This is a genomic window from Endozoicomonas sp. Mp262, from assembly GCF_025643335.1.
Classification (GTDB): Bacteria; Pseudomonadota; Gammaproteobacteria; order Pseudomonadales; family Endozoicomonadaceae; genus Endonucleibacter.
The window spans coordinates 2,561,604-2,580,601 of record NZ_CP092489.1 but is presented as its reverse complement, the minus strand read 5'-3'; the positions used below and the strand labels follow the sequence as shown (position 1 = coordinate 2,580,601).

The window sequence follows — 18,998 nt, the reverse complement described above, 5'->3', positions numbered from 1 at the left end:
CAAAGTTAATAAAACAGCTTCATCAGTGATTGTAGTGACGTACTTCATAGGGAGAGGGATTTAAAGACCAGTACTCTCTTTATAATAGAGTAAATGTATCATTCAATAGCTATCTGATCGTTAGATCAAGAAGTAGATTTCTCGTACTGGCCGAACATCCAGTTTATTTGAAACCAAACTATGACCTACTTAGAAGTAAATTTTGAAATTTAATGGCATTATGAACCCACCCAGCCCTCTCTAGCACAGCTGCTTCCTGAATGACTTGAGCGATAATATTTTTTATATACCTGTCATTCTGATGAATTTCATTTTTCCGATCCACTAAAAATTCATCCAATGTTATTGGCTGCCAAGGTATAGTATGCAACCAAACCCCATTAGCCTCCTTCCATTCCAGTATATAACGATAGGAGTTCAGCCTTTTTTTATAATACCGATCAAGGGATTTTAATATTTTAATTTCTTCGGGACATGACATATTACATGCTAATTTATCACAGGGATAATGTAATTTAATAAATTCTTTATTACCTCTAACAGTTTGAACTTCAAATACCACCCCAAATTCTTCATAATCATAAAAAGCAAGAGAATTAGATTGGTAACTGGCAGAAATCTCATACAGAATATTTTTAACCTTTTCTTCCAATTCTTTTTGAGTAAATGACAGCTATTCCCGTGACATCAATTAAATCACTGCAACAGCAAGGCTTACAGTAAATTCCAAATGGAGTGATTTCGCACAAAATAACGTCTACTTTTGATCAGCAATTCCCGCAGACTTGATTAAAGCCCTTAATAACAAGGGCTGTAGCTTGGTAGCCTCTTGCTAAAATCGCAGACTATCCGGTAGAATTTCACCACAATAATAATAACGATGCTCATGTTGTGCCGCTAACGAAACCAAGAACCATTGCTGAAAAACTGCTCAAAATAGTCTCTGATGAAGCGGGTCAAATTCCAGACTTTCGCAAGAAAAGCCAACATGACAAAATTGTCCTTCATGATGCGGTCATGAGTGGCCTGGCAGTCATGCACCTGAAATACCCTTCATTACTGGCTTTTGATCAGGATTGTGTCAATAACCCAGATAGGCTCAAGAACTTAAAGTCGATGTACAATGTCAGCTGTGTCCCCAGTGATACCTATCTGAGGGATCTGATTGACCCTATCGAAACACGCTATTTAAGGAAGTTCTTTACCCGCCTGTTTGCCTTTGTGCAACGATCTGGGCGGCTTAAGCAGTTCACTTATTTTGAGGAAGGGTATCTTGCGCCTATCGATGGTACGGGGCACTTTTGCTCAGGGAAGATTAGTTGTCCTGAGTGTTGTGTAAAAAAGCCAGGCAGCAAAAATCCGCAATACTACCATCAGTTACTGGCCTGCTGTCTGGTAAAGCCGGGCAAGAAAGAAGTATTACCTTTAATGCCTGAACCCATCATCAAACAAGTTGATGCGTCAAAGAATGATTGTGAGAAGGTAGCGCTCAAGCGGCTATTGGCGAATTTATCCAGAGAGCATCCGCACCTGCCACTGGTTCTGACTTTTGATGACCTGTACTCAGATGGACCGACCATCAAGTTGGTAAAGTCCTTTGGCTATAGCTTCATTATGGTGGCAAAGGATTCAACCCATGAGTCGTTATACCAGGCCGTCGATGAGCTGGATTGTGCAGACAAAGTGGTGCGCTATGAATATACCGATGATAAAGGGTTTACGCACTGGTTCCGGTTTGTGAATGGTGCCCCCATTAACAAGTCACACCCGGATGTGCTGGTTAACTTTCTCGAATATATAGAAATTGATCCAGAGGGCAACAAGAAGTACGTCAACACCTGGGTCACGGACATTGAGCTTTCAGCCGAGAACGTGAATAAATTCATGCGAGGAGCACGCGCTAAATGGAAAATTGAAAACGAAACGTTCAATACACTGAAAACACAGGGCTACCATCTCGAACACAATTACGGGCACGGAAAGCAGCATCTGGCCAGCAATCTGGCATGCCTGACTTTTACGGCCTTCCTCATCAACCAGATAGAACAACTGTCTTGCAAGCTCTTCCAGGAAGCGCTCAAGATAAAAAAGTCTAAAAAGGCATTCTGGCATGCCATACGAGGGCTGTTTGACTGGTTCTGCATTGATAACTGGACAGACGTATTTACAGCTATCATTGAAGGGCGAAGTGTGAGCTTGAAGTTGCTGACTGTCGATACGACATAGAGCGTTGATGTTAGCCCTGTGACCTGTGTTACCTGTCATTAAAACCGACTGCCGATATAGCAGCAGTCTGGCTCTGTTCATCCGCGATAAAATCATTTTTAATTAACTGAAAATGTGCCAGCCGGAATCTGGTTTGCGGGAATTGCTGACTTTTGATAGGGATACTTTATCAATGGCTGTCTCTCATGGCTTATCCATTCCAAAAAAGTCGTAAGCATCTTTGTGCAAACAGTTTAATTACTACGATTTCTGAAAGTTATGAGCAAATTCCAGATGTCCGACCAAACAAGGATTCCAGAAAAATAACAATACATGATGCCTCCATGTCCGCTTTTGCCATGATGCATCTCAAGTACCCATCGCTCCTCTCGTTTGAGCGTGATAAAACAGAGCAAGAAGTAAGGCATAACCTTGAGCACCTGTATCAGATAAAAAAACGTGCTCCCTGTGATACCAGTATGCGGGAAATCCTGGATCCAATAGATCCCGTAGAGTTCAAAAAGCCTTTTAAGACATTGCTGTCTAACGTCCAAAGGGGCGGATTACTGAAGGCATTCGAATTTCACTGCGGGAACTTGAAAAATCACTACTTGCTCCCGATCGATGGAACTGGGCTATTTTACTCCTGCAATAATAAAAAACCTTGTCAGGAGTGCTGTACTAAAAATAAGGGAAAGGCCAACGAAGCTCACTACCACCAGTTAATGGCAGCATGCATTGCTCACCCGGATCAAAAAACAGTCTTGCCATTGGCACCGGAAGCCATAGTTTGCCAGGACGGTTCGACCAAAAATGACTGTGAAAAAAATGCCATTAAACGGTTGTTTGCCACCATACGAGAGCATCACCCACGTCTAAAGTTCGTTATTCTTCTGGACAGTCTTTATGCTGACAACCCCACTGTCCAACTGATTAAGAGTTATGGCTGGCATTACATCATTGTCGCGAAAGATGGCAACCATGCCTCGCTGGTTGAAGCGATGGATGAGCTGGATAAAGAAGGAAAAGTTCACCGTGCTGAAAAAGTTAATGAAGAGACTGGAATTAAGTGGTGGTTTCGCTATGCCAATGACGTCAGGCTGAACAAGGCAAAATATGCAGAACAGGTTAATGTGCTTGATTTTGTCGAAACCGATAAAAAAGGTAAACAGCATATCTGGTGCTGGGTGACTGATATTCCGCTTAACGAAGAAACCATAGAACCCGTCATGAAAGGAGGGCGCTGCCGATGGCATATTGAGAACCAGACGTTTAACACCCTGAAAAATCAAGGCTACGATCTCGAACATAACTACGGTCACGGTGAGAAGCACTTAGCCACAAATCTGGCCTATCTGACGATGCTTGCTTTTCTCGTAGATCAAATACAGGAACTGTGCTGTCCCCAGTTTCAGGAAGCTTTAAGAACCCGCTCAAAAGGAGTCCGTATAGCATTATGGAAATGGATACAGGGCTATTTTTTGCATTGGCTGATAAAAACGTGGGAGGGGCTTTTTTACACAGTAACTCATGGTATTGAAGAGAAAAGGGTGATTCCATTCGATACATCATAACCGGCCATATCGTAGCTACGTTCAGGGGTGACATTTTTTCTTTAAAGCTCCGCTTTGTTAATTGGCGGCTCAGTTTTGATCGGCTTCATTATTTTTGCTGCCTTATTGTCAATACCAACGATCATCGACGTTCATCATGCGGGAATAGCTGAGTAAATGATTGCCAATTAACATCAATCCGTTTTTTATGAGAATGGCAAATAGCTGATAGTAATAAAAGGACAACGAATATAAAAGTAATTGATCGTTTCATTTGAGAGAAGAGAGCGGAAAGCCAAATAATAAAACATAATAACATTGACCTTTAGAAATAAACACCAATGATCATCAAGATTGCAAACAATGAAGAAAAAATAAGCTAGATGAAGCTTATCGAGCGCTTGGCTGGTGTGTGAGAGGATTCAAAACATTACTGACAGCTACTGATAACAGTGGCTTCACGATGCCTTGAAATACTGATACCCCAACCGATACCCCCAACCAAATTCAACCCTATTTATTGATCTAGATCAGGTCATAGTTCGAGTCCACATGCAGGAATTTACCCATAGCACACAATCAATTAGCTTTTTGAAGCCGCTTTACCGTAGCAACAGAAATACCCAAGTGCTCAGCCGTAGCAGCAATACTCATAGTTTTTCTTGCTTCTCTAACTAGCTCAGGCTCAACCGATTTTTTGGAACCTTTATACTTACCATCAGCCTTTGCTCTGGCTATACCCGCCCTCTGACGTTCAAGCATTTTCTTTCTTTCCATTTCAGCCACCTTACTCATAATTGTGACTAACAGTTCGCCAGCATCACTGGCAAGATCAACACCTAACCGGGTAATAATAATGTTTACACCCAGCCCTTTTAATCTGGCTATTGTTTGCTGTACGTCAATGGCATCCCGCCCAAGCCTATCAATATCAACCGTGACTAATGTATCTCCATCCCGGACATAGTTGAGCATGGCACCAAAACCGTCACGTTCACACGCTTTCACTGTGCCACTAATGCCATTATCAGAAAACTCCTTATCAATGCTGTAGAGCCTTGCTAACTCCTGCCGCTGGTTCTCAATAGATTGTTCTGTAGTACTCACTCGGTAGTAGGCTACAACTGCCATGCTTCACCCTTAAAATGATCGGCCATACTTGGCTCGTTAAAGTTGGCTCAATCATATAGATAGCTCAATAAAAGATCAACAACTTCATTGAGCCATACAATCAATAGGTTCAAGGAAGGTAGCGCATGGCTCATTCAACCTTGGTTCATTGAACCAGTATGGAATACTATGGATTGATATAAACGCTTTTAATGTCTGAGCCAGCCCTTATCGACGTAAAGCACATTAGGTGATAACCTGTCTATTAACTGCTCTGCCTTAAGCCACGGGGACGGCCTGTTGGCGACTTGCGCTCTTAATGGGGCATCATGCCGGGTCTAGCTGCGCTGCGACCCCAGAGCAGCCCCTCTCTTATTGGAAGTATTCTTTTCTGTCGCGCATGTAATGAGTGTATAGTGGCCTTTCGTCGCCACGGCTCCATTGTCTTGGTGTGCATTCTAAATTGAATGGCGGGGCTTCAAGGTACGATGAGGAAGCAGCCTTGCAATGCTTCCAACTGTGGCGACACATTTTATAGTGATTGGATACCCCACTACCCCCCCCTTGCCGCCCACCCAATATAACTCGGGTACGTGCGGAAAATTTTGATTTTTCACAATCCGCTTTCTACCCTTTCACTGATTTATGATGCTGGTACAACTGTCCAATCGTTCGCCCGGTTGGTATCCGGTCAAACCAATTATTCATTGGCTTTATCAAGCTGAAGGCTACCACTGCTATTGCTCTTGTTTGGTCACATGCATCATTAAAGCACTGACATAATTGCTTCCCCCCACCTTATCCGTTGTCTTCTGGCTGTTTGACTCCAGATATACCGACACACATTCAAGCCAGATTTTTAATATATCCATCCCCCTGTTATCCAAGATCAGCTCTGTTACTACTTGAGCGCCGCCCTCCTCGCCATATTCGCTAATTGCTGCATGAATCTTACGACGGGCATCCCTAACACCACCTCTCGGTCTGCCAGAATTGCGCCGGGTTCCTCCCCACTGGTGAGATGAAGTCGTCATGCTGTGTTATGTCCAAAAAGGGAAATAATCAGGTTAGCAGACACGCATTCGGGGATTTTCAAACAATTCCAAGATAAAAAACCCAAAAAAGGTTGGACAACTTGGACAGGTTGGTCAAAACCAGAGCCAGCAAGGTCTACAGGGTGTCCATCCTCTAAAAACAGGTTGGACAGAACGTAATAAAAGGTATGCCATTTGTATTTTCTGTCCAACCTTACTTATTTTTATATATAAAAAATAAAAGGTTGGACAGGCTAGAAGCCTTGATAGTAATGGCTCTGTCCAACCTGTCCAACCTATTTTGGTAATTGTGATGTTTTTCTTTTGGGTAAGCCTCCTTTAAGAGAAGATATCCTCTCGGTTATGGCCTAGCATCTCTGCAAACTTCTGCTCTAAATCATCAACTGCCGGAAATTCGTAGAAATAAGGCCTTTTCCCATCCTCATCAGCAGTGCTAGCACGCGGTTTATGAACCTTCATAGCCCGCATCAGGTTTCCCACTTGAGTTTGAGCAGACCTTAAGGTCATTTCATTATGATGTGTATGGTCAATACACCACCCTCTGAACTCTCTAGCCAAATCTGTAGCATCATCCCTAGCAGGGAAGTGGCAATTCCCATACCTATCGTTTACCAGCTTTTCATAAAACCAGTTCTGGGCATTGGTCATAGACCCTAGCTTTTCATCAATGAGTGCTTTTGTGACAGGTGCCTTGTATGGGTTGAATGTACTAATATCGAGATTCAGCAAGTAGTAAAAAAGATGAGAAGCTCCATCGTCATCAAGCCATCGGTAATAGCGCTTAAAGTAATCATCATCACCTACAAACGTTGAGTCAGGTGCAAGCACAAGAAAACGGCGTTCTCGCTGGCCTGCTAATAACACTTTGTCATGGTTACTGGTGAATATCAGTCTGGATAAATTCGGCACTTGAAAAACATCAATACCTTTTGGCTCCATTGTAATGGTAGGCTCACTGATAATGACTTTAACCTTGTTATAAACTTTTGGGTCACTGATGTGAACTTCATCAACAAACACTAACAACCGGTTAGCCACAGAATAATTAAACCGCTGCACCAACTGATCTTCACCATTTAACTGGATGTAATATGCTCCCAGAATATCTTGAAATGGCCTTATTAATGACCCCTTCCCAGTACCCTCTACAGACTTTATCAGTATTGCCCAAGATGGTTTTTCATCTGGTTTTTGAAGCATATGAGCAAAAAATTGCAGGACACAGCCAGCTAACTTTTCATCTCCGCAACAAATAACATTTTTCAAATGGTCAAGATATGGCTGACAGTCCCCTTCTTTGGGCTTCAGTCTGTAGCCCCTAAACAAATTAAAAACATCATCAGGTGCTTTATCTGTCGCTGGCTGGAATGTTACACCTCCAAATTTTTTATTCTTTCCTTTCCAGCCTAACCACGCATTGCCACGGTTAAGGCCACCTATACCATCCTCATCCAGAAAGTAATTCTTAAACTGTTCCTTCGGTTCAAAGGAAATAGACTCACCCTCTACCGGATTATAAACAGTACGGAGCAATACATGCTTACCCGATACAACCGAATGAGTGTATGTCCCATTCATTTTTTCAAGGATTTTTCTTTCCTCATAAGTGATTTGCTGGCGCTTGCCCCGTGAGTTATTGACATAATTTAATGGGTCATTATCAAACTCGATAGCTTCCTGATTCTCGTCACTAGGCTTTTCATCCGCTTGGCTTCTTTCCGGCTTTTTAAGCTGCTGCACAACTGAAATAACCTTATCCATGACTAACCTCCAGCTGCATCAAATCATTAAAATCTGTACCACTGGCATCCTTGGGAAACTCAGGTATCAGTACTTCAGCTCCCACAATATCAGCTGCCCGCCGGGCATAAGTCACGCCGGGATTACCAACTGTAAACCGGTCATCATCTGCCGCTATTATCAGGTTATAATCTGGGTATTTATTTCTGAGGTTTTTAGCCACATCAACCAAATTAGAGGCGTACAATGCCATAGCTACTGCATGGCCTGTAACTTCATGGATGGTTGCCCCTGTTGCATACCCTTCGGCAATATAGATCGTACTATCAACCGGAGAACCTATCCGATGAAAACACCCCTTGGTTCTGCCCCCGGTTTGGAAAAATTTTTCACCCTCAGCATTTATGAACTGAATGCTGGTTAGCTTTCCATTAATGTCTCTAATAGGTATCAGCAAGGTATTGCGTAACTGACGTATGCCATAAGCCCTTACAGACTTACACAACAGGTATAGATGGGCGACATCGACAACATCCCCGGCTTTCCATACTTTTAACGACTCATTAGCTGCTTGTCGCTGTACTTCCATCAGCTCAGCTTTGTATTTCTTCTGTGCAGCTTCCTGCTGCCGCTGAATAGCTTCTCTCTGTTTGGTAGTCAATTTAGACGTATCGTTAGAACGCCATATATATTTCCTCCCTGTTCGCCATGAACCAAAGCTCATGCAAGCGTACATTTTGCCTGAGGTGGCATCAAGGCTATGAATAAACCCAATATAAAAACCATTTTTGGAGCCTCGTTTGTCTCCTTCAATATGGTGTCGGTGTAATGAGCCATCAAAAACAGGTTCCACCGGTTTTTTTTCACCATAGGCTAGCCCCACATCCCGCATGTAGTTCATACATTCCTGACTGTACTCTTTCATCAGTACTCCCCCTCCTGCTGAAACTGCGCCCACTCCAAGGCATTTAAAGCCTTGCTTCTACGAGCCTCATTCAATGCTTGCTTGGCACATCGCTTGTCCTCTGCTGACAGCTGGTTATAACTAAACCTAACGATCAGCTTTAGCTCTCCCAATGCTTCAACAATGGCGGCAATCTGGCGAGCCGTGAGAGTGAGCGTTACAGGTGGGGTTTTGTCGCTGGCATTGCGAATTTTTTTTAACATTCGCTTTACCCTTGGCCTTTGCTGGCTTTCTTGTTGCTTTCCGTTACGGCGTAACGGCGAGTAATATCGGGTCGGGTATCGGATACATAACAGGCAGGTAGGCGGGAACGCTTGCCCGTGGAAACGGCAATAGGATAAGCAGTCATAAGACAGGCTCCTTGTATTTTTGGAACCTGCCACCCAGAGTGATAATTCTGAATTGGTGGCAGGGCTGACAGGGTTATCACCACCGGCATACAAGGAAACCGGCCTACCCGAAGGTAGCCCCATCAGCCCAGCCATAAAACGGGTAGGTGCTGATAAGCCGCAACAATAAAAAAGCCGCTCGGTTGGCGACTGTTGCGCCTTGTATATTGCCGGGGTGATAGTCCGGGCTTCAGATTTTGCTGAAGCGCTGAACAGGTTACTTAGATTGTCTGGTTGGGTCAATAGGGGGGATGTCCGCCTAACCAGTATAAAAGGTTGCTTACTCATTACTCCCTGCCTTGGTCTTGTTCGCCCGAGTCATTGAGTAAGCCGTTATCCTTTTCCCACTGGATAAGGTCTTGAATGCTCCAGCGGGAATTACTACCAAATTTCCTTGGCGCTGGAAATATCTTTTCTTTGATGGACTGGTAAATCCATGATTTACCTACTGAGTAACGGTCACACACACGTTTGATATTCAGGTATTGCTGTTGCATTGCCTGCATTGGATACCTCCGGTCTGTTGTGTCGCAATATGCACAGAACGAAAGTAAACCAGTTTGAATTTTATTTTTTCTTAGGGAGAAATTTATTTTTTCTCTGATACCAAAGAGCAAAATAGCAATGACTAAAACAGATTACGTAAAGAGTTATAACATCCGTCATATCCAGTCTCTGAGAGTAATTCAGCAACAGCGTTTTTTGATAAAGACTCACCGCCCTTGAGTATTTTTTCTTTTAACTTTCGCTCCTTATCTGGTAGTTGTTTTGCCAAATCTTCAACCAACATTAGTAACAACTGGATAGCCTCATCTCTACAGCGCAAACTATCAGCTCTGGGCTTATCATCATTTCTGGCAGAAACACCAGGCGGCCTATAAAACGCTATATTTCTGGCATTGCACCATTCCGTTATGTCAGTCGCTTTTATTTCCACATAATAACGTTCTTGCCCGTTGTACGTCCTGCAAACATTATTACCGGGCAACTCTCCCTTACTACAAGCTTCATAAAATATATCTATCAACTCACGCTGTACCCGTGTATTTCCACGAAATGAGTCGTTCAATAAAGCAATACGCTCGACAGCTTCCTCTATCAAGTAAGCATCCTTGGCAACATTGATAAGGCCACCATCAGGGGCTATGTTATTCATGTCTGGTTGTACTCACTGAGCAAGTTAGCTTATCTAAAACCAATCAGGCAGGCGGGAAGGTAGTCCCGCCAATCTCTAATTTAACCTCGAAACCTTGCTGTTATCACATTGTCACCTGCTGCCAACTGTCCCCTTGCTGCCACCCACTTTAATTCATCCAGATAGTCCGCCCATCTCTGCATCATGGCGGTTCTCTGTGACAGGTGTTTAGTACGGTTGTAAGCCCTGCCGTTAGGGTCTTTTACACCATGCGCCATTTGTTGCTCTATCCAGTCAACCCGGTAATCAAGGACTTCATCCAGCAGGGTTCGAGCCATTGCTCTAAAACCATGTGCCGTCATGGTCTGATCGTCATACCCCATGATTCTTATTGCTGTCCTGACCGCATTATCAGACATTGGCTTACCGTTTTTTCTCTGGGAAGGAAAGATATACTTCCCCTCCCCTGTCAGGCAGTGTATTTGTTTTAATATTTTTTTTGTCTGATCGGCCAATGGCACAATATGCGGCATTGTTTTTATTTTCATTAACCTGCCGGGGAGGTCTATTCTATTTTCCTTCCAGTTGACAAACCCCCACTCCAGTTGGCGCACCTCACCGGGTCTCAAGAATGTTAAGGCTGATAACTTCAGGGCATACTTCACAACGGCTGTACCATTGAAAGCATCAATAGCCAACATTAACTCTCCGGTCTCACGAGGTGTTGTAATAGCTGCATAGTGTTTCTTATTTTTTGGTCTCAAAGCCCCGGCAAGATTAGCAGCAGGGTTATGGGTTGCCTTGCCTGTTTGAATAGCATATTGAAAAACCTGACTGGCTGTTTGTTTGGCTCTATGGGCGGTATCCACTACCCCCCGGTTTTCAATTTTACGGAGAATAGTCAGTAGCTCTGGTGTGGTAATATCCGATACCGGACGCAACCCCAAATACGGAAACAACTCCTTTTTCAGCATTCTAAATGAGCGGGAGCGGTGACTTTCACTTTTTCCCTTGAGCTTGATTTCATACCATTCAAGGCCGACAGTTTTAAAGTTATTCTCGTACTGGCTGACATTTAGCTGCTTTTGTATTTGCTTTTCAAGGCTCGGGTCTTTGCCCTCATCCAGCAACAGGCGAGCATCATCTCTTTTCTGCCTAGCCATTTTCAAACTGACTTCAGGGTAAGTACCAAGGGACAATGACTTTTCCTTTTTATGGAAGCGGTACTTTAAGCGCCATAGCCTGCTGCCACTTGTCTTGACCAGAAGGAAAAGCCCCCTTTCATCGCTGATTTTATACTCCTTTTCCTTGGGTTTTGCGTGCCTTGCCTGTGCATCCGTCATTCCCATTTCACTCTCCTGACCGATACCCCCTTGGAGTATCAAATAGACGCTGAAATTAACCGACACCCCCAGCCACAGCCCTTTAATACCAAGGTATAGAGAAAATTTGGGGGTATTTTTAAAAAGCAATGGGGGTATCACTTTTTTCAAGAGCGAAAATACCCCCAAAGATACCCCCAAAACTCATGGATACATGGGGTTTTTCATGGACTGGTATGGGGGTAAGGATAGGCGAGAGGCCAGTAAAATCAAGGAGTTAAGGATAAATGCGGAAATTTATGAAAGTGCTTCTGGTCGGTGTGAGAGGATTCGAACCTCCGACCCTTGCCTCCCGAAGGAAATGCGCTACCAGGCTGCGCTACACACCGTCCCCATGATTCTCGGGTTGTAATATCAACCTGTCAACCAGGCTTTTGCTCTAAAACAGGGTTTAGTGATATAGGTCAGTCATACCCTGATCAAATAAACCAATATTTCCCCCTTTGGTTACCAGTACCCTGAGGGTATCGCGAAACCCTATTCCAGCTAATAAAAGCTTTTCTCTTTTTTTCACCACAAAGGAGCAGATAGCACAGGGTCGTCATACGATTAAAAAAACCTCTGTGCCTCTGAGGGAATAAAGCATCTTTTGCAACAGCCTTAAAAGCCTGTAAACAAATCTACATGTTAAACCCATTGAAATGATGCGTTTCCCAATGGTTTTAATCAACTGTCACGAAGCTTACGACAGTCTTTTAACGTTTCAGATATCAGGAAGGCCAAGTCAAGAGCCTGATCCGCATTTAACCGGGGATCACAATGCGTATGATAGCGGTTGCCAAGGCTGGCTTCGGTCACTGCCCTTGCCCCACCAATACATTCAGTGACATTCTGCCCGGTCATCTCAAAGTGTACGCCACCGGCATAAGTGCCTTCAGCACGGTGTATGGCAAAAAACTGCTTCATTTCACTGAGAATTCTGGAAACTTCCCGGGTTTTATAACCGGTGCTTGCCTTAAAGGTATTACCATGCATGGGGTCACAGCTCCACAACACTTTACGCCCTTCACGCTCTACTGCACGAATAAGCGGCGGTAAGCCCTCTTCCACTTTATCAGCTCCCATACGAACAATAACGTTTAAACGGCCTGGCTCATTTTCCGGGTTGACAATATCAATGAGTCGAAGCAATTCGTCAGGAGGCAGCGTTGGCCCTGCTTTCAAACCAATAGGGTTCTGAATGCCACGGACAAATTCGATATGGGCACCATTTATCTGGCGGGTACGATCACCCACCCAGAGCATATGACCAGAACAGTCATACCACTCCCCGGTCAGGCTATCTTTGCGGGTCAGGGCCTGCTCGTATGGCAACAACAGTGCCTCATGGGAAGTATAAAACTCTGTTTCACTGATAACCTTGGAGTGTTCTGCAGATATCCCGCAGGCCTTCATAAAGTCCAGTGCTTCATCGATCCGGTCAGCAAGGAGGCCATACCGTTCAGCCTGTGGGCTGTTTGCCACAAAGTTCAGGTTCCAGGCATGAACCTGCTCCAGGGATGCCAGCCCCCCCTGAGCAAAGGCCCTGAGCAAATTCAAGGTCGAGGAGGCCTGATGATAAGCCTTGAGCATTCTCTCCGGATTCGGAGTTCGGGATTCCTCGGTAAACTCGGTGCCATTAATGATATCCCCCCTATAAATAGGAAGCTTAACACCACCAATGGTTTCCATTCCCGAGCTTCTGGGCTTGGCAAACTGTCCAGCCAGACGCCCCACCTTAATAACCGGGGAGCTGGCACCAAAAGTCAACACAACAGCCATCTGCATCAGAACCTTGAAGGTATCCCTGATGTTATCCGCTGTAAATTCCAGAAAGCTTTCAGCACAATCGCCACCCTGCAACAAAAAAGCCTTGCCACGGGTCGCGTCTGATAGACGCCTGCGAAGCTCCCTGACTTCGCCGGCAAACACTAACGGAGGAAGGCTGGACAATTCCTGCTCAACCTCCCCCAGGCGCCTGGGGTCAGGATACTCTGGCAGCTGGAGAACAGGCATGTCTCTCCAGCTATTTAAATGCCACTGCTTCATTCACTCCTCACCGGGTTAATCAAAAAAAGGAATCTAGGGAACCCTAGTGTACTCCATTATCTATGGAGGTGATAAAGAAATAGTCAGCCATCGTTTGATAGCTCCACGGAGCTTTCCTGGTTAGCCATCCACTCCTTCCATGAACCGCATACAACTTGCCCGTACCCATACCTGCATACTCCGTCGCCAAAATATTATGGCAAGCTGTTATTCTTGACAGCCGGCTTTTTCATTTCTTTGATATCTTTCACTTCATCATTAATAATAACTTTCTCTGATAGCATTTCCTGAATGTCGTCACCATTATCGTCCACATTCTCTATGACAATGCGGGTCACGTCCTCTTCCATTGGCAGCTCATCATCCTGGTAGACTTCCGCAGTCTGCCCGCCTGGCGGTTGTACCACAGGAGCGATGATGGTTTGCTCTGGCTCCGGGTGACCACCGGACCAATACTTGATCCCCGTACCTACCGCCAGCACCCCTCCGGTCACCGCGGCTATAGCGATCATGGTTTCTTTTCTCATAACGACCCCTCATAATCTCTGCTATGAATAGACTGTTCCCTGAAGGCCGTAACACTCTGGCTTACCCTGTTCACTGTAAGAAAAATATGGATTCTCACCCAGAGCGAACTGTCTGCAAGAACCGGGAAAAAGAGCCTACCACGTTAGAAAGTGATAGAGCATTGCTTTGTAGCCATTGTAAACGCCTGATCACTTACCAGCAGTTTATGACCGAAATAAATGGTACTTTAGCACATACTCAATGTAACCCCTCAGGCATCTTATTCAGATACCGTTGTTATCTGAATGCTTCAGGGTGCATAATCGGCGGCCCACCGGTTTCCGAATTCAGCTGGCATTCAGGCTACCGATGGCAATATGCGTACTGCTCCGGCTGTGGCCAACACCTTGGCTGGTTTTTTTCGGGCAGGAATCCATCATTTTTTGGTCTTCAGATACACCTGATTGTGCCCGGAGATGTCTCAAGTGGATAATCCAAAGGGCATACCGATAATATACTTAGGGGCTGTTGATGTTTGCTCGTGAGCCCCTAAACTCCGTTAACTCACGGTAGAAACAATGCAGAGAAACAATCCACCCTTTCTAAGTTGTGTGGTTCCAGTTTTTAATGAAGGGGAAGTGGTTTCCTCTTTCCTTACCGCCCTTATTGAACAACTCAAGGCTGTTACCGAACAGTTTGAAATTATCGTGGTGGATGATGGTAGTCGGGATAACACCGTTCAGCTGGTAGAACCATTCTGCTACGATGGTTCAGTTAAACTGATTGCGTTGTCCAGGAACTTTGGTAAAGAAGCAGCCCTTACGGCTGGTATTGATGCCTGTCAGGGCGATGCCGTCATTCTTATTGATGCCGACTTCCAGCACCCCCTGGCTATGATTCCGGTCTTTCTCAATTACTGGGAAAAAGGCTATGACATGGTTTATGGCGTACGTAAGGACCGCAATGAAGAGTCATTCCTGAAAAAGAAAGGTGCACACTTTTTCTACCGTATCATGAGTTTCAGTACCGGCGTTGAAGTACCCGCCCATGCTGGTGACTTCCGCCTGATGAGCCGTAAGGTGGTAGACTCCCTGAAAAAGCTGCCTGAACGCGATCGCTTTATGAAAGGCATCTATGCCTGGGTTGGCTTTAAAAGCATTGGCGTTCCCTTTGAAGTTCAGGAAAGGGCTGCGGGTGAATCCGGGTGGGGCTACCGGAAGCTAACAAATCTTGCCCTTTCCGGCATCACCTCATTCACCACCCTGCCCCTCAGACTGGTAGGCGTGCTGGGGCTGCTTATCTCTGCGGCATCCGTGCTCTATGCCCTGTTTATTGTCTTTACCACCCTGGTTTTGGGGAGTTCCTTGCCTGGCTGGCCAACGGTGGTAACCGCCATCACCTTTATCGGGGGAATACAATTGCTCTCTCTGGGGGTTCTGGGCGAGTATATAGCCGGAATCTTCAACGAAGTTAAGCAGCGACCCACCTATCTGGTGCAGAAGCGACGCGGTTTTGAACCAGAGAAACACGATGCATCAACTGATTAAATTCGTCATTGTTGGCTCCCTGGCTGCGTTTGTTCACCTGGGTGTATTGCGGGTTATGGTCGGTTCCCTGTCACTATCACCACTGATGGGAAACGCTATCGCCTTTGCCATAGCCTTTATTGTTAGCTATACCGGGCAAAGTCTATGGACATTTAACCATAAACAACACCAACACCAAGGTACTATCCTGCGGTTTCTGGTGACCCAGCTACTATGCAGCTTTGCACTGAATCAAGGTCTTTATGCCCTGATACTCAAGTTCACCCTGCTAAATTACATGGTCGCCAGTTTTATTGTGCTTATCACCGTGCCACTGGTGACTTTCACCCTCAGTAAATATTGGGCCTTTAAATGAAACGGATCTCCCTCTGCGCTGATGACTACGCCATAACTCCAGAGGTTTCAAGAGCTATTCTGGCCCTCGCAGAGAAAGGTCGTCTCCAGGCCACTAGCTGCATGGTCACCTCTGATCACTGGTCAAACGACGCAGACAGGCTGGAGGAGCAGTTTGATGCCATTGATATTGGCCTGCACCTGAATTTTACTGAAGGGGCCGGCTTGACTTCTGCCTATAAAGCAGGGTTCCCCGGCCTCTATAAGATGCTTGTTATGAGCCATCTGAGATTACTGAAACAATCAGACCTGCGGGATGAAATCCATGGTCAGCTGGATCGTTTTATACAGGCTACCGGACGCCAGCCTGACTTTATTGATGGTCACCAACATGTTCATCATTTGCCCCAGGTCAGGGCAGCCTTGCTGGAAGTCATACAGGATAAACTGAAACCTTCAACCTGGGTCAGAAGTGTAACACCACTGATTTCATCCAATGACCTAAAAAGCAAAGTCATAGAACACAGTGGCGCATACCCACTACGCAAGCAGTTGGTGAAACACCGTCACCCTACCAACAGGGCATTTGCTGGCGTTTACTCTTTATCCCCGGAAGACAACTATAGGCTGCTGATGCAGAAATGGCTTAATAAGCTTCCCGATAGCAGCCTGATTATGTGTCATCCGGGAGCCTTTAACGACTCACAGAACCACCTTCCTGATCATGCTGAAGCCCGGCAACTGGAATATGACTATCTTTTGAGTCAGGCATTTCAAGCCGACTGCCAGGCAGCCCGGATACAACTTGGCAGACCCAGTGAGTGGTTGATAGCTGATAGCTGATAGCTGATGGGGAACAGCATAGCGCTCTATTCCTCATTAACGATTATAGGATTAATCAACCGCTGAACCTGGTGGCAATGTCTCTTGCTTACTTGCCTGGCTGAACAGCCTCTGTACCAGAAATACCGTAAACAGAACTCCCATCACCGGTTTCCACCAGGCCCACATACCGGGGGTCAGCTTGACGATATATTTTGATGCCACAAAACCCAGTACAAAAAACCAGCAGAATAAATGATATTTAAAATTATGAAAACGATGAATGGAAATGGCAACCCAATAGCCTATTGCTACGGAAAGCAAGGCATAGTCGTTTGTCTCATTGCGAGGATTGAACAACATTAAGTAACAGGTTGCCAGGGCATAAATATAATAACAGGCCACTTCCCTTGGATATTTACGACTGGCATAGTAGGCAGCCGCGAGGGTTAATGGCGCAAAAATCAGGCGGGTAATCAGTTGCACCTCCGGAGGAACCCAGAACCCTGCAACCTGGGGAAAAATGGCAAAAAAGTGAGCAAAGGTTAGCTTTGGCCCGGCTTCACCAAAAGCGATGGCTTGCTGAAGCATAACCACAAAGTTCTCATGTTGCCCCACCACATAATCAACCCCTTTGAACAACATGGGAATTAAAAAGGCAATCAACAGACCTAAAGGCAAGCGCCAATAAAGCGGCCTGTGCAAGACACCTGCCAGCAGGAAAAAAATAATAAACGTCGGCTTTACAATAATACCCAACACCATATAGCCTGCCGCCAGCGCCCACTGTTCCCGTGCCAGAGCCACCACACTCAGCAACAAGAGCCCCAGCATCATAATATTCGCCTGACCATTACGAAAACTTGCTGTACTGATACAGACAATAGCGATGGACAAAAGAGGGACAAAACTTTTCTCACCAGGCTTTTGCATCAATCTGGCAAAAGAGATAACACCCCATAGCATGACAGCCAGCTGGGTAAAGCGCCACAGGATTTCCGAGAGCCACAGGGGGAACGGATGATAGATGCTGTATAAAAACGCAAACTGGGGTAAATACAAAAAGCCATTGGCTCCTGCGTACAGGTCATCTCCGGCAAGCCAACGGCTGGCACCCAGCAAGTACTCATCAGAGACAGTACTGTGGGTGGGGTTAGTAATACACTTCACCACCATAAACAGGGCAACGAATACCCAAAGACCAGCGGTTAATTTCTCAGACCGTGTTAATGAACGCCATCGTTCATACAAAGAAAGCTTCCCGGAAATATTATCCATAGCAGGCTCTAATTTTGCGGATAAAAGCAAACTAGTTTAATGGTAAGCATCTCCCAATAAAAGCCGATCAAGAGATACGGCCTGAGCTGGAATATATGACTTTGTTGTACCAATGCATCCTACAAGACGGTTGTAATATATTACTGTACTTTTACCACACGACTGGTGGAGCCTTGCATCAAGATTTTTACCCGATCACCGGCAGCAAAAGGCGCATTGGGATCAGCTTGCTGCACAACAGAAACAAAAGATCCATCCTCCAGCCTGACAGTCACTTCAACGCCCTGCTTCTCCGTCAGCTTTTTCTCTGCCATATGGCCCAGAACACCACCGGCAACAGCACCAGCGATAGCAGCCACCGCCTTACCACTGCCCTTGCCAATATTAGACCCGGCAGCCAAGCCACCGACAGCGCCCCCTGCCAACGTCCCCACGTCACTATTAGTCCCCTCCAGCTTAACAAAGCGGACTTCAGCAATGGTTCCAAACTTCACCACTTGCATTTGCCGGGCTTCCTCCCGGGAATAGGTAGTCCCTGTCAGGTCTGACATACAGCCGGATAGAACCACCATCACTACAGCAACAACGGCTGCAACGTTTATTTGCTTTATCATGTGCAACATCCTGCTAACGATAATTGATCATTTTTTTACTAAGACACAGAAAGTACAGATTGGTTCCTAGTACTCCGTCCGGCAGCAAATGATAGGTTCAGTGGCTCACAAAGCAACCAGGCGCAAGGCGGACTTGTGCAGGAATACTGGAGTATTTCAAGCAAGTCCAACGCAGACGGGTGGTTGCTTTATGAGCCACCCGTAGGGTGAAAGCCAGTGGCCCCAGCTCCGCGTTGTAGCTCCTTGGCCTGTCACCACTGGCTTTCGCTGAACCTATCATTTGCTGCCGGACGGAGTACTAGTATAGCCTGCCCACAAGGACTGTCAGCAGGCTTG

General features: G+C 45.5%; 20 protein-coding genes and 1 tRNA gene. 6 read left to right on the top strand and 15 right to left on the bottom strand.

Translation table 11 applies throughout. The features are described 5' to 3' along the window. Positions 1-178: 178 nt before the first annotated feature. The gene (locus tag MJ595_RS11450; RefSeq protein ID WP_263078001.1) at positions 179-652 is read right to left on the bottom strand and encodes a hypothetical protein; all 474 of its coding nucleotides are present in this window, start codon (positions 650-652) and stop codon (positions 179-181) included. A 239-nt stretch (positions 653-891) separates the two neighbouring features. Here MJ595_RS11450 and MJ595_RS11445 point away from each other — a divergent pair, with 239 nt between their 5' ends. After that, positions 892-2,226: a transposase gene (locus tag MJ595_RS11445; RefSeq protein ID WP_263078000.1), complete on the top strand. Its 1,335-nt coding sequence runs from the start codon at positions 892-894 to the stop codon at positions 2,224-2,226. 185 nt (positions 2,227-2,411) lie between these two features. After that, the gene (locus tag MJ595_RS11440) at positions 2,412-3,779 is read left to right on the top strand and encodes a transposase (protein ID WP_263078002.1); all 1,368 of its coding nucleotides are present in this window, start codon (positions 2,412-2,414) and stop codon (positions 3,777-3,779) included. Positions 3,780-4,337: 558 nt separating this feature from the next. Here the strand turns inward: MJ595_RS11440 and MJ595_RS11435 are convergent. The 6 genes from MJ595_RS11435 to MJ595_RS11410 form a co-directional block, all read right to left on the bottom strand. Continuing rightward, positions 4,338-4,889: a recombinase family protein gene (locus MJ595_RS11435; RefSeq protein WP_263322423.1), complete on the bottom strand. Its 552-nt coding sequence runs from the start codon at positions 4,887-4,889 to the stop codon at positions 4,338-4,340. A gap of 716 nt (positions 4,890-5,605) precedes the next feature. Then, entirely contained in the window at positions 5,606-5,902 is a 297-nt protein-coding gene (locus tag MJ595_RS11430; RefSeq protein ID WP_263322422.1) for a hypothetical protein, read from the bottom strand. 339 nt (positions 5,903-6,241) lie between these two features. Next, positions 6,242-7,684 carry a DUF5906 domain-containing protein gene (locus MJ595_RS11425; RefSeq protein WP_263322420.1) on the bottom strand — a complete coding sequence of 481 codons (1,443 nt, stop codon included), beginning with the start codon at positions 7,682-7,684 and terminating at the stop codon, positions 6,242-6,244. Beyond that, on the bottom strand, positions 7,677-8,588 hold the full coding sequence (locus tag MJ595_RS11420; protein WP_263322419.1) for a toprim domain-containing protein: 912 nt from the start codon (positions 8,586-8,588) through the stop codon (positions 7,677-7,679). The genes MJ595_RS11425 and MJ595_RS11420 overlap by 8 nt, the downstream gene beginning before the upstream one ends. Next, positions 8,588-8,830 carry a hypothetical protein gene (locus tag MJ595_RS11415; protein WP_263322418.1) on the bottom strand — a complete coding sequence of 81 codons (243 nt, stop codon included), beginning with the start codon at positions 8,828-8,830 and terminating at the stop codon, positions 8,588-8,590. The genes MJ595_RS11420 and MJ595_RS11415 overlap by 1 nt, the downstream gene beginning before the upstream one ends. 5 nt (positions 8,831-8,835) lie before the next feature. Next, positions 8,836-8,976: a hypothetical protein gene (locus MJ595_RS11410; protein WP_263322416.1), complete on the bottom strand. Its 141-nt coding sequence runs from the start codon at positions 8,974-8,976 to the stop codon at positions 8,836-8,838. Positions 8,977-8,996: 20 nt separating this feature from the next. Here MJ595_RS11410 and MJ595_RS11405 point away from each other — a divergent pair, with 20 nt between their 5' ends. Further along, positions 8,997-9,146, top strand: coding sequence for a hypothetical protein (locus MJ595_RS11405; RefSeq protein ID WP_263322415.1), 150 nt, complete (start codon positions 8,997-8,999; stop codon positions 9,144-9,146). A gap of 157 nt (positions 9,147-9,303) precedes the next feature. Here the strand turns inward: MJ595_RS11405 and MJ595_RS11400 are convergent, their stop codons facing one another. From MJ595_RS11400 to MJ595_RS11375, 6 genes are all read right to left on the bottom strand, one after another. Further along, positions 9,304-9,522 carry an AlpA family phage regulatory protein gene (locus tag MJ595_RS11400; RefSeq protein ID WP_263322413.1) on the bottom strand — a complete coding sequence of 73 codons (219 nt, stop codon included), beginning with the start codon at positions 9,520-9,522 and terminating at the stop codon, positions 9,304-9,306. A 122-nt stretch (positions 9,523-9,644) separates the two neighbouring features. After that, positions 9,645-10,172 (bottom strand): hypothetical protein, encoded by a 528-nt coding sequence (locus MJ595_RS11395; RefSeq protein WP_263322412.1) that lies wholly within the window; start codon positions 10,170-10,172, stop codon positions 9,645-9,647. An 80-nt stretch (positions 10,173-10,252) separates the two neighbouring features. Then, complete coding sequence (locus tag MJ595_RS11390) at positions 10,253-11,500, bottom strand: integrase arm-type DNA-binding domain-containing protein (RefSeq protein WP_263322410.1); 1,248 nt, start codon at positions 11,498-11,500, stop codon at positions 10,253-10,255. Between the two features lie 285 nt (positions 11,501-11,785). Then, positions 11,786-11,862 (bottom strand) — tRNA-Pro (locus tag MJ595_RS11385). 337 nt (positions 11,863-12,199) lie between these two features. Continuing rightward, entirely contained in the window at positions 12,200-13,561 is a 1,362-nt protein-coding gene (locus MJ595_RS11380; RefSeq protein ID WP_263322408.1) for a 3-deoxy-7-phosphoheptulonate synthase class II, read from the bottom strand. 194 nt (positions 13,562-13,755) lie between these two features. After that, positions 13,756-14,088: a hypothetical protein gene (locus MJ595_RS11375; RefSeq protein ID WP_263322407.1), complete on the bottom strand. Its 333-nt coding sequence runs from the start codon at positions 14,086-14,088 to the stop codon at positions 13,756-13,758. A 558-nt stretch (positions 14,089-14,646) separates the two neighbouring features. Here MJ595_RS11375 and MJ595_RS11370 point away from each other — a divergent pair. The 3 genes from MJ595_RS11370 to MJ595_RS11360 are packed head-to-tail and all read left to right on the top strand — an operon-like array spanning position 14,647 to position 16,791. After that, the gene (locus tag MJ595_RS11370; RefSeq protein WP_263322406.1) at positions 14,647-15,615 is read left to right on the top strand and encodes a glycosyltransferase family 2 protein; all 969 of its coding nucleotides are present in this window, start codon (positions 14,647-14,649) and stop codon (positions 15,613-15,615) included. Continuing rightward, on the top strand, positions 15,599-15,970 hold the full coding sequence (locus tag MJ595_RS11365; protein WP_263322405.1) for a GtrA family protein: 372 nt from the start codon (positions 15,599-15,601) through the stop codon (positions 15,968-15,970). Before MJ595_RS11370 ends, MJ595_RS11365 begins: the two co-directional genes overlap by 17 nt. Next, positions 15,967-16,791, top strand: a complete 825-nt coding sequence (locus MJ595_RS11360; protein WP_263322404.1) for a ChbG/HpnK family deacetylase — start codon at positions 15,967-15,969, stop codon at positions 16,789-16,791. The genes MJ595_RS11365 and MJ595_RS11360 overlap by 4 nt, the downstream gene beginning before the upstream one ends. A 51-nt stretch (positions 16,792-16,842) precedes the next feature. Here the strand turns inward: MJ595_RS11360 and MJ595_RS11355 are convergent, their stop codons facing one another. Both MJ595_RS11355 and MJ595_RS11350 read right to left on the bottom strand, forming a co-directional pair. Continuing rightward, the gene (locus tag MJ595_RS11355) at positions 16,843-18,048 is read right to left on the bottom strand and encodes a DUF2029 domain-containing protein (RefSeq protein ID WP_263322403.1); all 1,206 of its coding nucleotides are present in this window, start codon (positions 18,046-18,048) and stop codon (positions 16,843-16,845) included. Between the two features lie 140 nt (positions 18,049-18,188). Next, a complete protein-coding gene (locus MJ595_RS11350; protein ID WP_263322402.1) occupies positions 18,189-18,662 on the bottom strand; it encodes a glycine zipper 2TM domain-containing protein in 474 nt (157 codons plus the stop codon). Positions 18,663-18,998: the final 336 nt, after the last annotated feature.

What these genes read in the sequence shown, in the direction of transcription:
- MJ595_RS11440 (WP_263078002.1), top strand. Translation starts at nt 2,412, where the DNA reads ATGGCTTATCCATTCCAAAAAAGTCGTAAGCATCTTTGTGCAAACAGT.
- MJ595_RS11435 (WP_263322423.1), bottom strand. Translation starts at nt 4,889, where the DNA reads ATGGCAGTTGTAGCCTACTACCGAGTGAGTACTACAGAACAATCTATT.
- MJ595_RS11430 (WP_263322422.1), bottom strand. Translation starts at nt 5,902, where the DNA reads ATGACGACTTCATCTCACCAGTGGGGAGGAACCCGGCGCAATTCTGGC.
- MJ595_RS11425 (WP_263322420.1), bottom strand. Translation starts at nt 7,684, where the DNA reads ATGGATAAGGTTATTTCAGTTGTGCAGCAGCTTAAAAAGCCGGAAAGA.
- MJ595_RS11420 (WP_263322419.1), bottom strand. Translation starts at nt 8,588, where the DNA reads ATGAAAGAGTACAGTCAGGAATGTATGAACTACATGCGGGATGTGGGG.
- MJ595_RS11415 (WP_263322418.1), bottom strand. Translation starts at nt 8,830, where the DNA reads ATGTTAAAAAAAATTCGCAATGCCAGCGACAAAACCCCACCTGTAACG.
- MJ595_RS11410 (WP_263322416.1), bottom strand. Translation starts at nt 8,976, where the DNA reads ATGACTGCTTATCCTATTGCCGTTTCCACGGGCAAGCGTTCCCGCCTA.
- MJ595_RS11400 (WP_263322413.1), bottom strand. Translation starts at nt 9,522, where the DNA reads ATGCAGGCAATGCAACAGCAATACCTGAATATCAAACGTGTGTGTGAC.
- MJ595_RS11395 (WP_263322412.1), bottom strand. Translation starts at nt 10,172, where the DNA reads ATGAATAACATAGCCCCTGATGGTGGCCTTATCAATGTTGCCAAGGAT.
- MJ595_RS11390 (WP_263322410.1), bottom strand. Translation starts at nt 11,500, where the DNA reads ATGGGAATGACGGATGCACAGGCAAGGCACGCAAAACCCAAGGAAAAG.
- MJ595_RS11380 (WP_263322408.1), bottom strand. Translation starts at nt 13,561, where the DNA reads ATGAAGCAGTGGCATTTAAATAGCTGGAGAGACATGCCTGTTCTCCAG.
- MJ595_RS11375 (WP_263322407.1), bottom strand. Translation starts at nt 14,088, where the DNA reads ATGAGAAAAGAAACCATGATCGCTATAGCCGCGGTGACCGGAGGGGTG.
- MJ595_RS11370 (WP_263322406.1), top strand. Translation starts at nt 14,647, where the DNA reads ATGCAGAGAAACAATCCACCCTTTCTAAGTTGTGTGGTTCCAGTTTTT.
- MJ595_RS11365 (WP_263322405.1), top strand. Translation starts at nt 15,599, where the DNA reads ATGCATCAACTGATTAAATTCGTCATTGTTGGCTCCCTGGCTGCGTTT.
- MJ595_RS11360 (WP_263322404.1), top strand. Translation starts at nt 15,967, where the DNA reads ATGAAACGGATCTCCCTCTGCGCTGATGACTACGCCATAACTCCAGAG.
- MJ595_RS11355 (WP_263322403.1), bottom strand. Translation starts at nt 18,048, where the DNA reads ATGGATAATATTTCCGGGAAGCTTTCTTTGTATGAACGATGGCGTTCA.
- MJ595_RS11350 (WP_263322402.1), bottom strand. Translation starts at nt 18,662, where the DNA reads ATGATAAAGCAAATAAACGTTGCAGCCGTTGTTGCTGTAGTGATGGTG.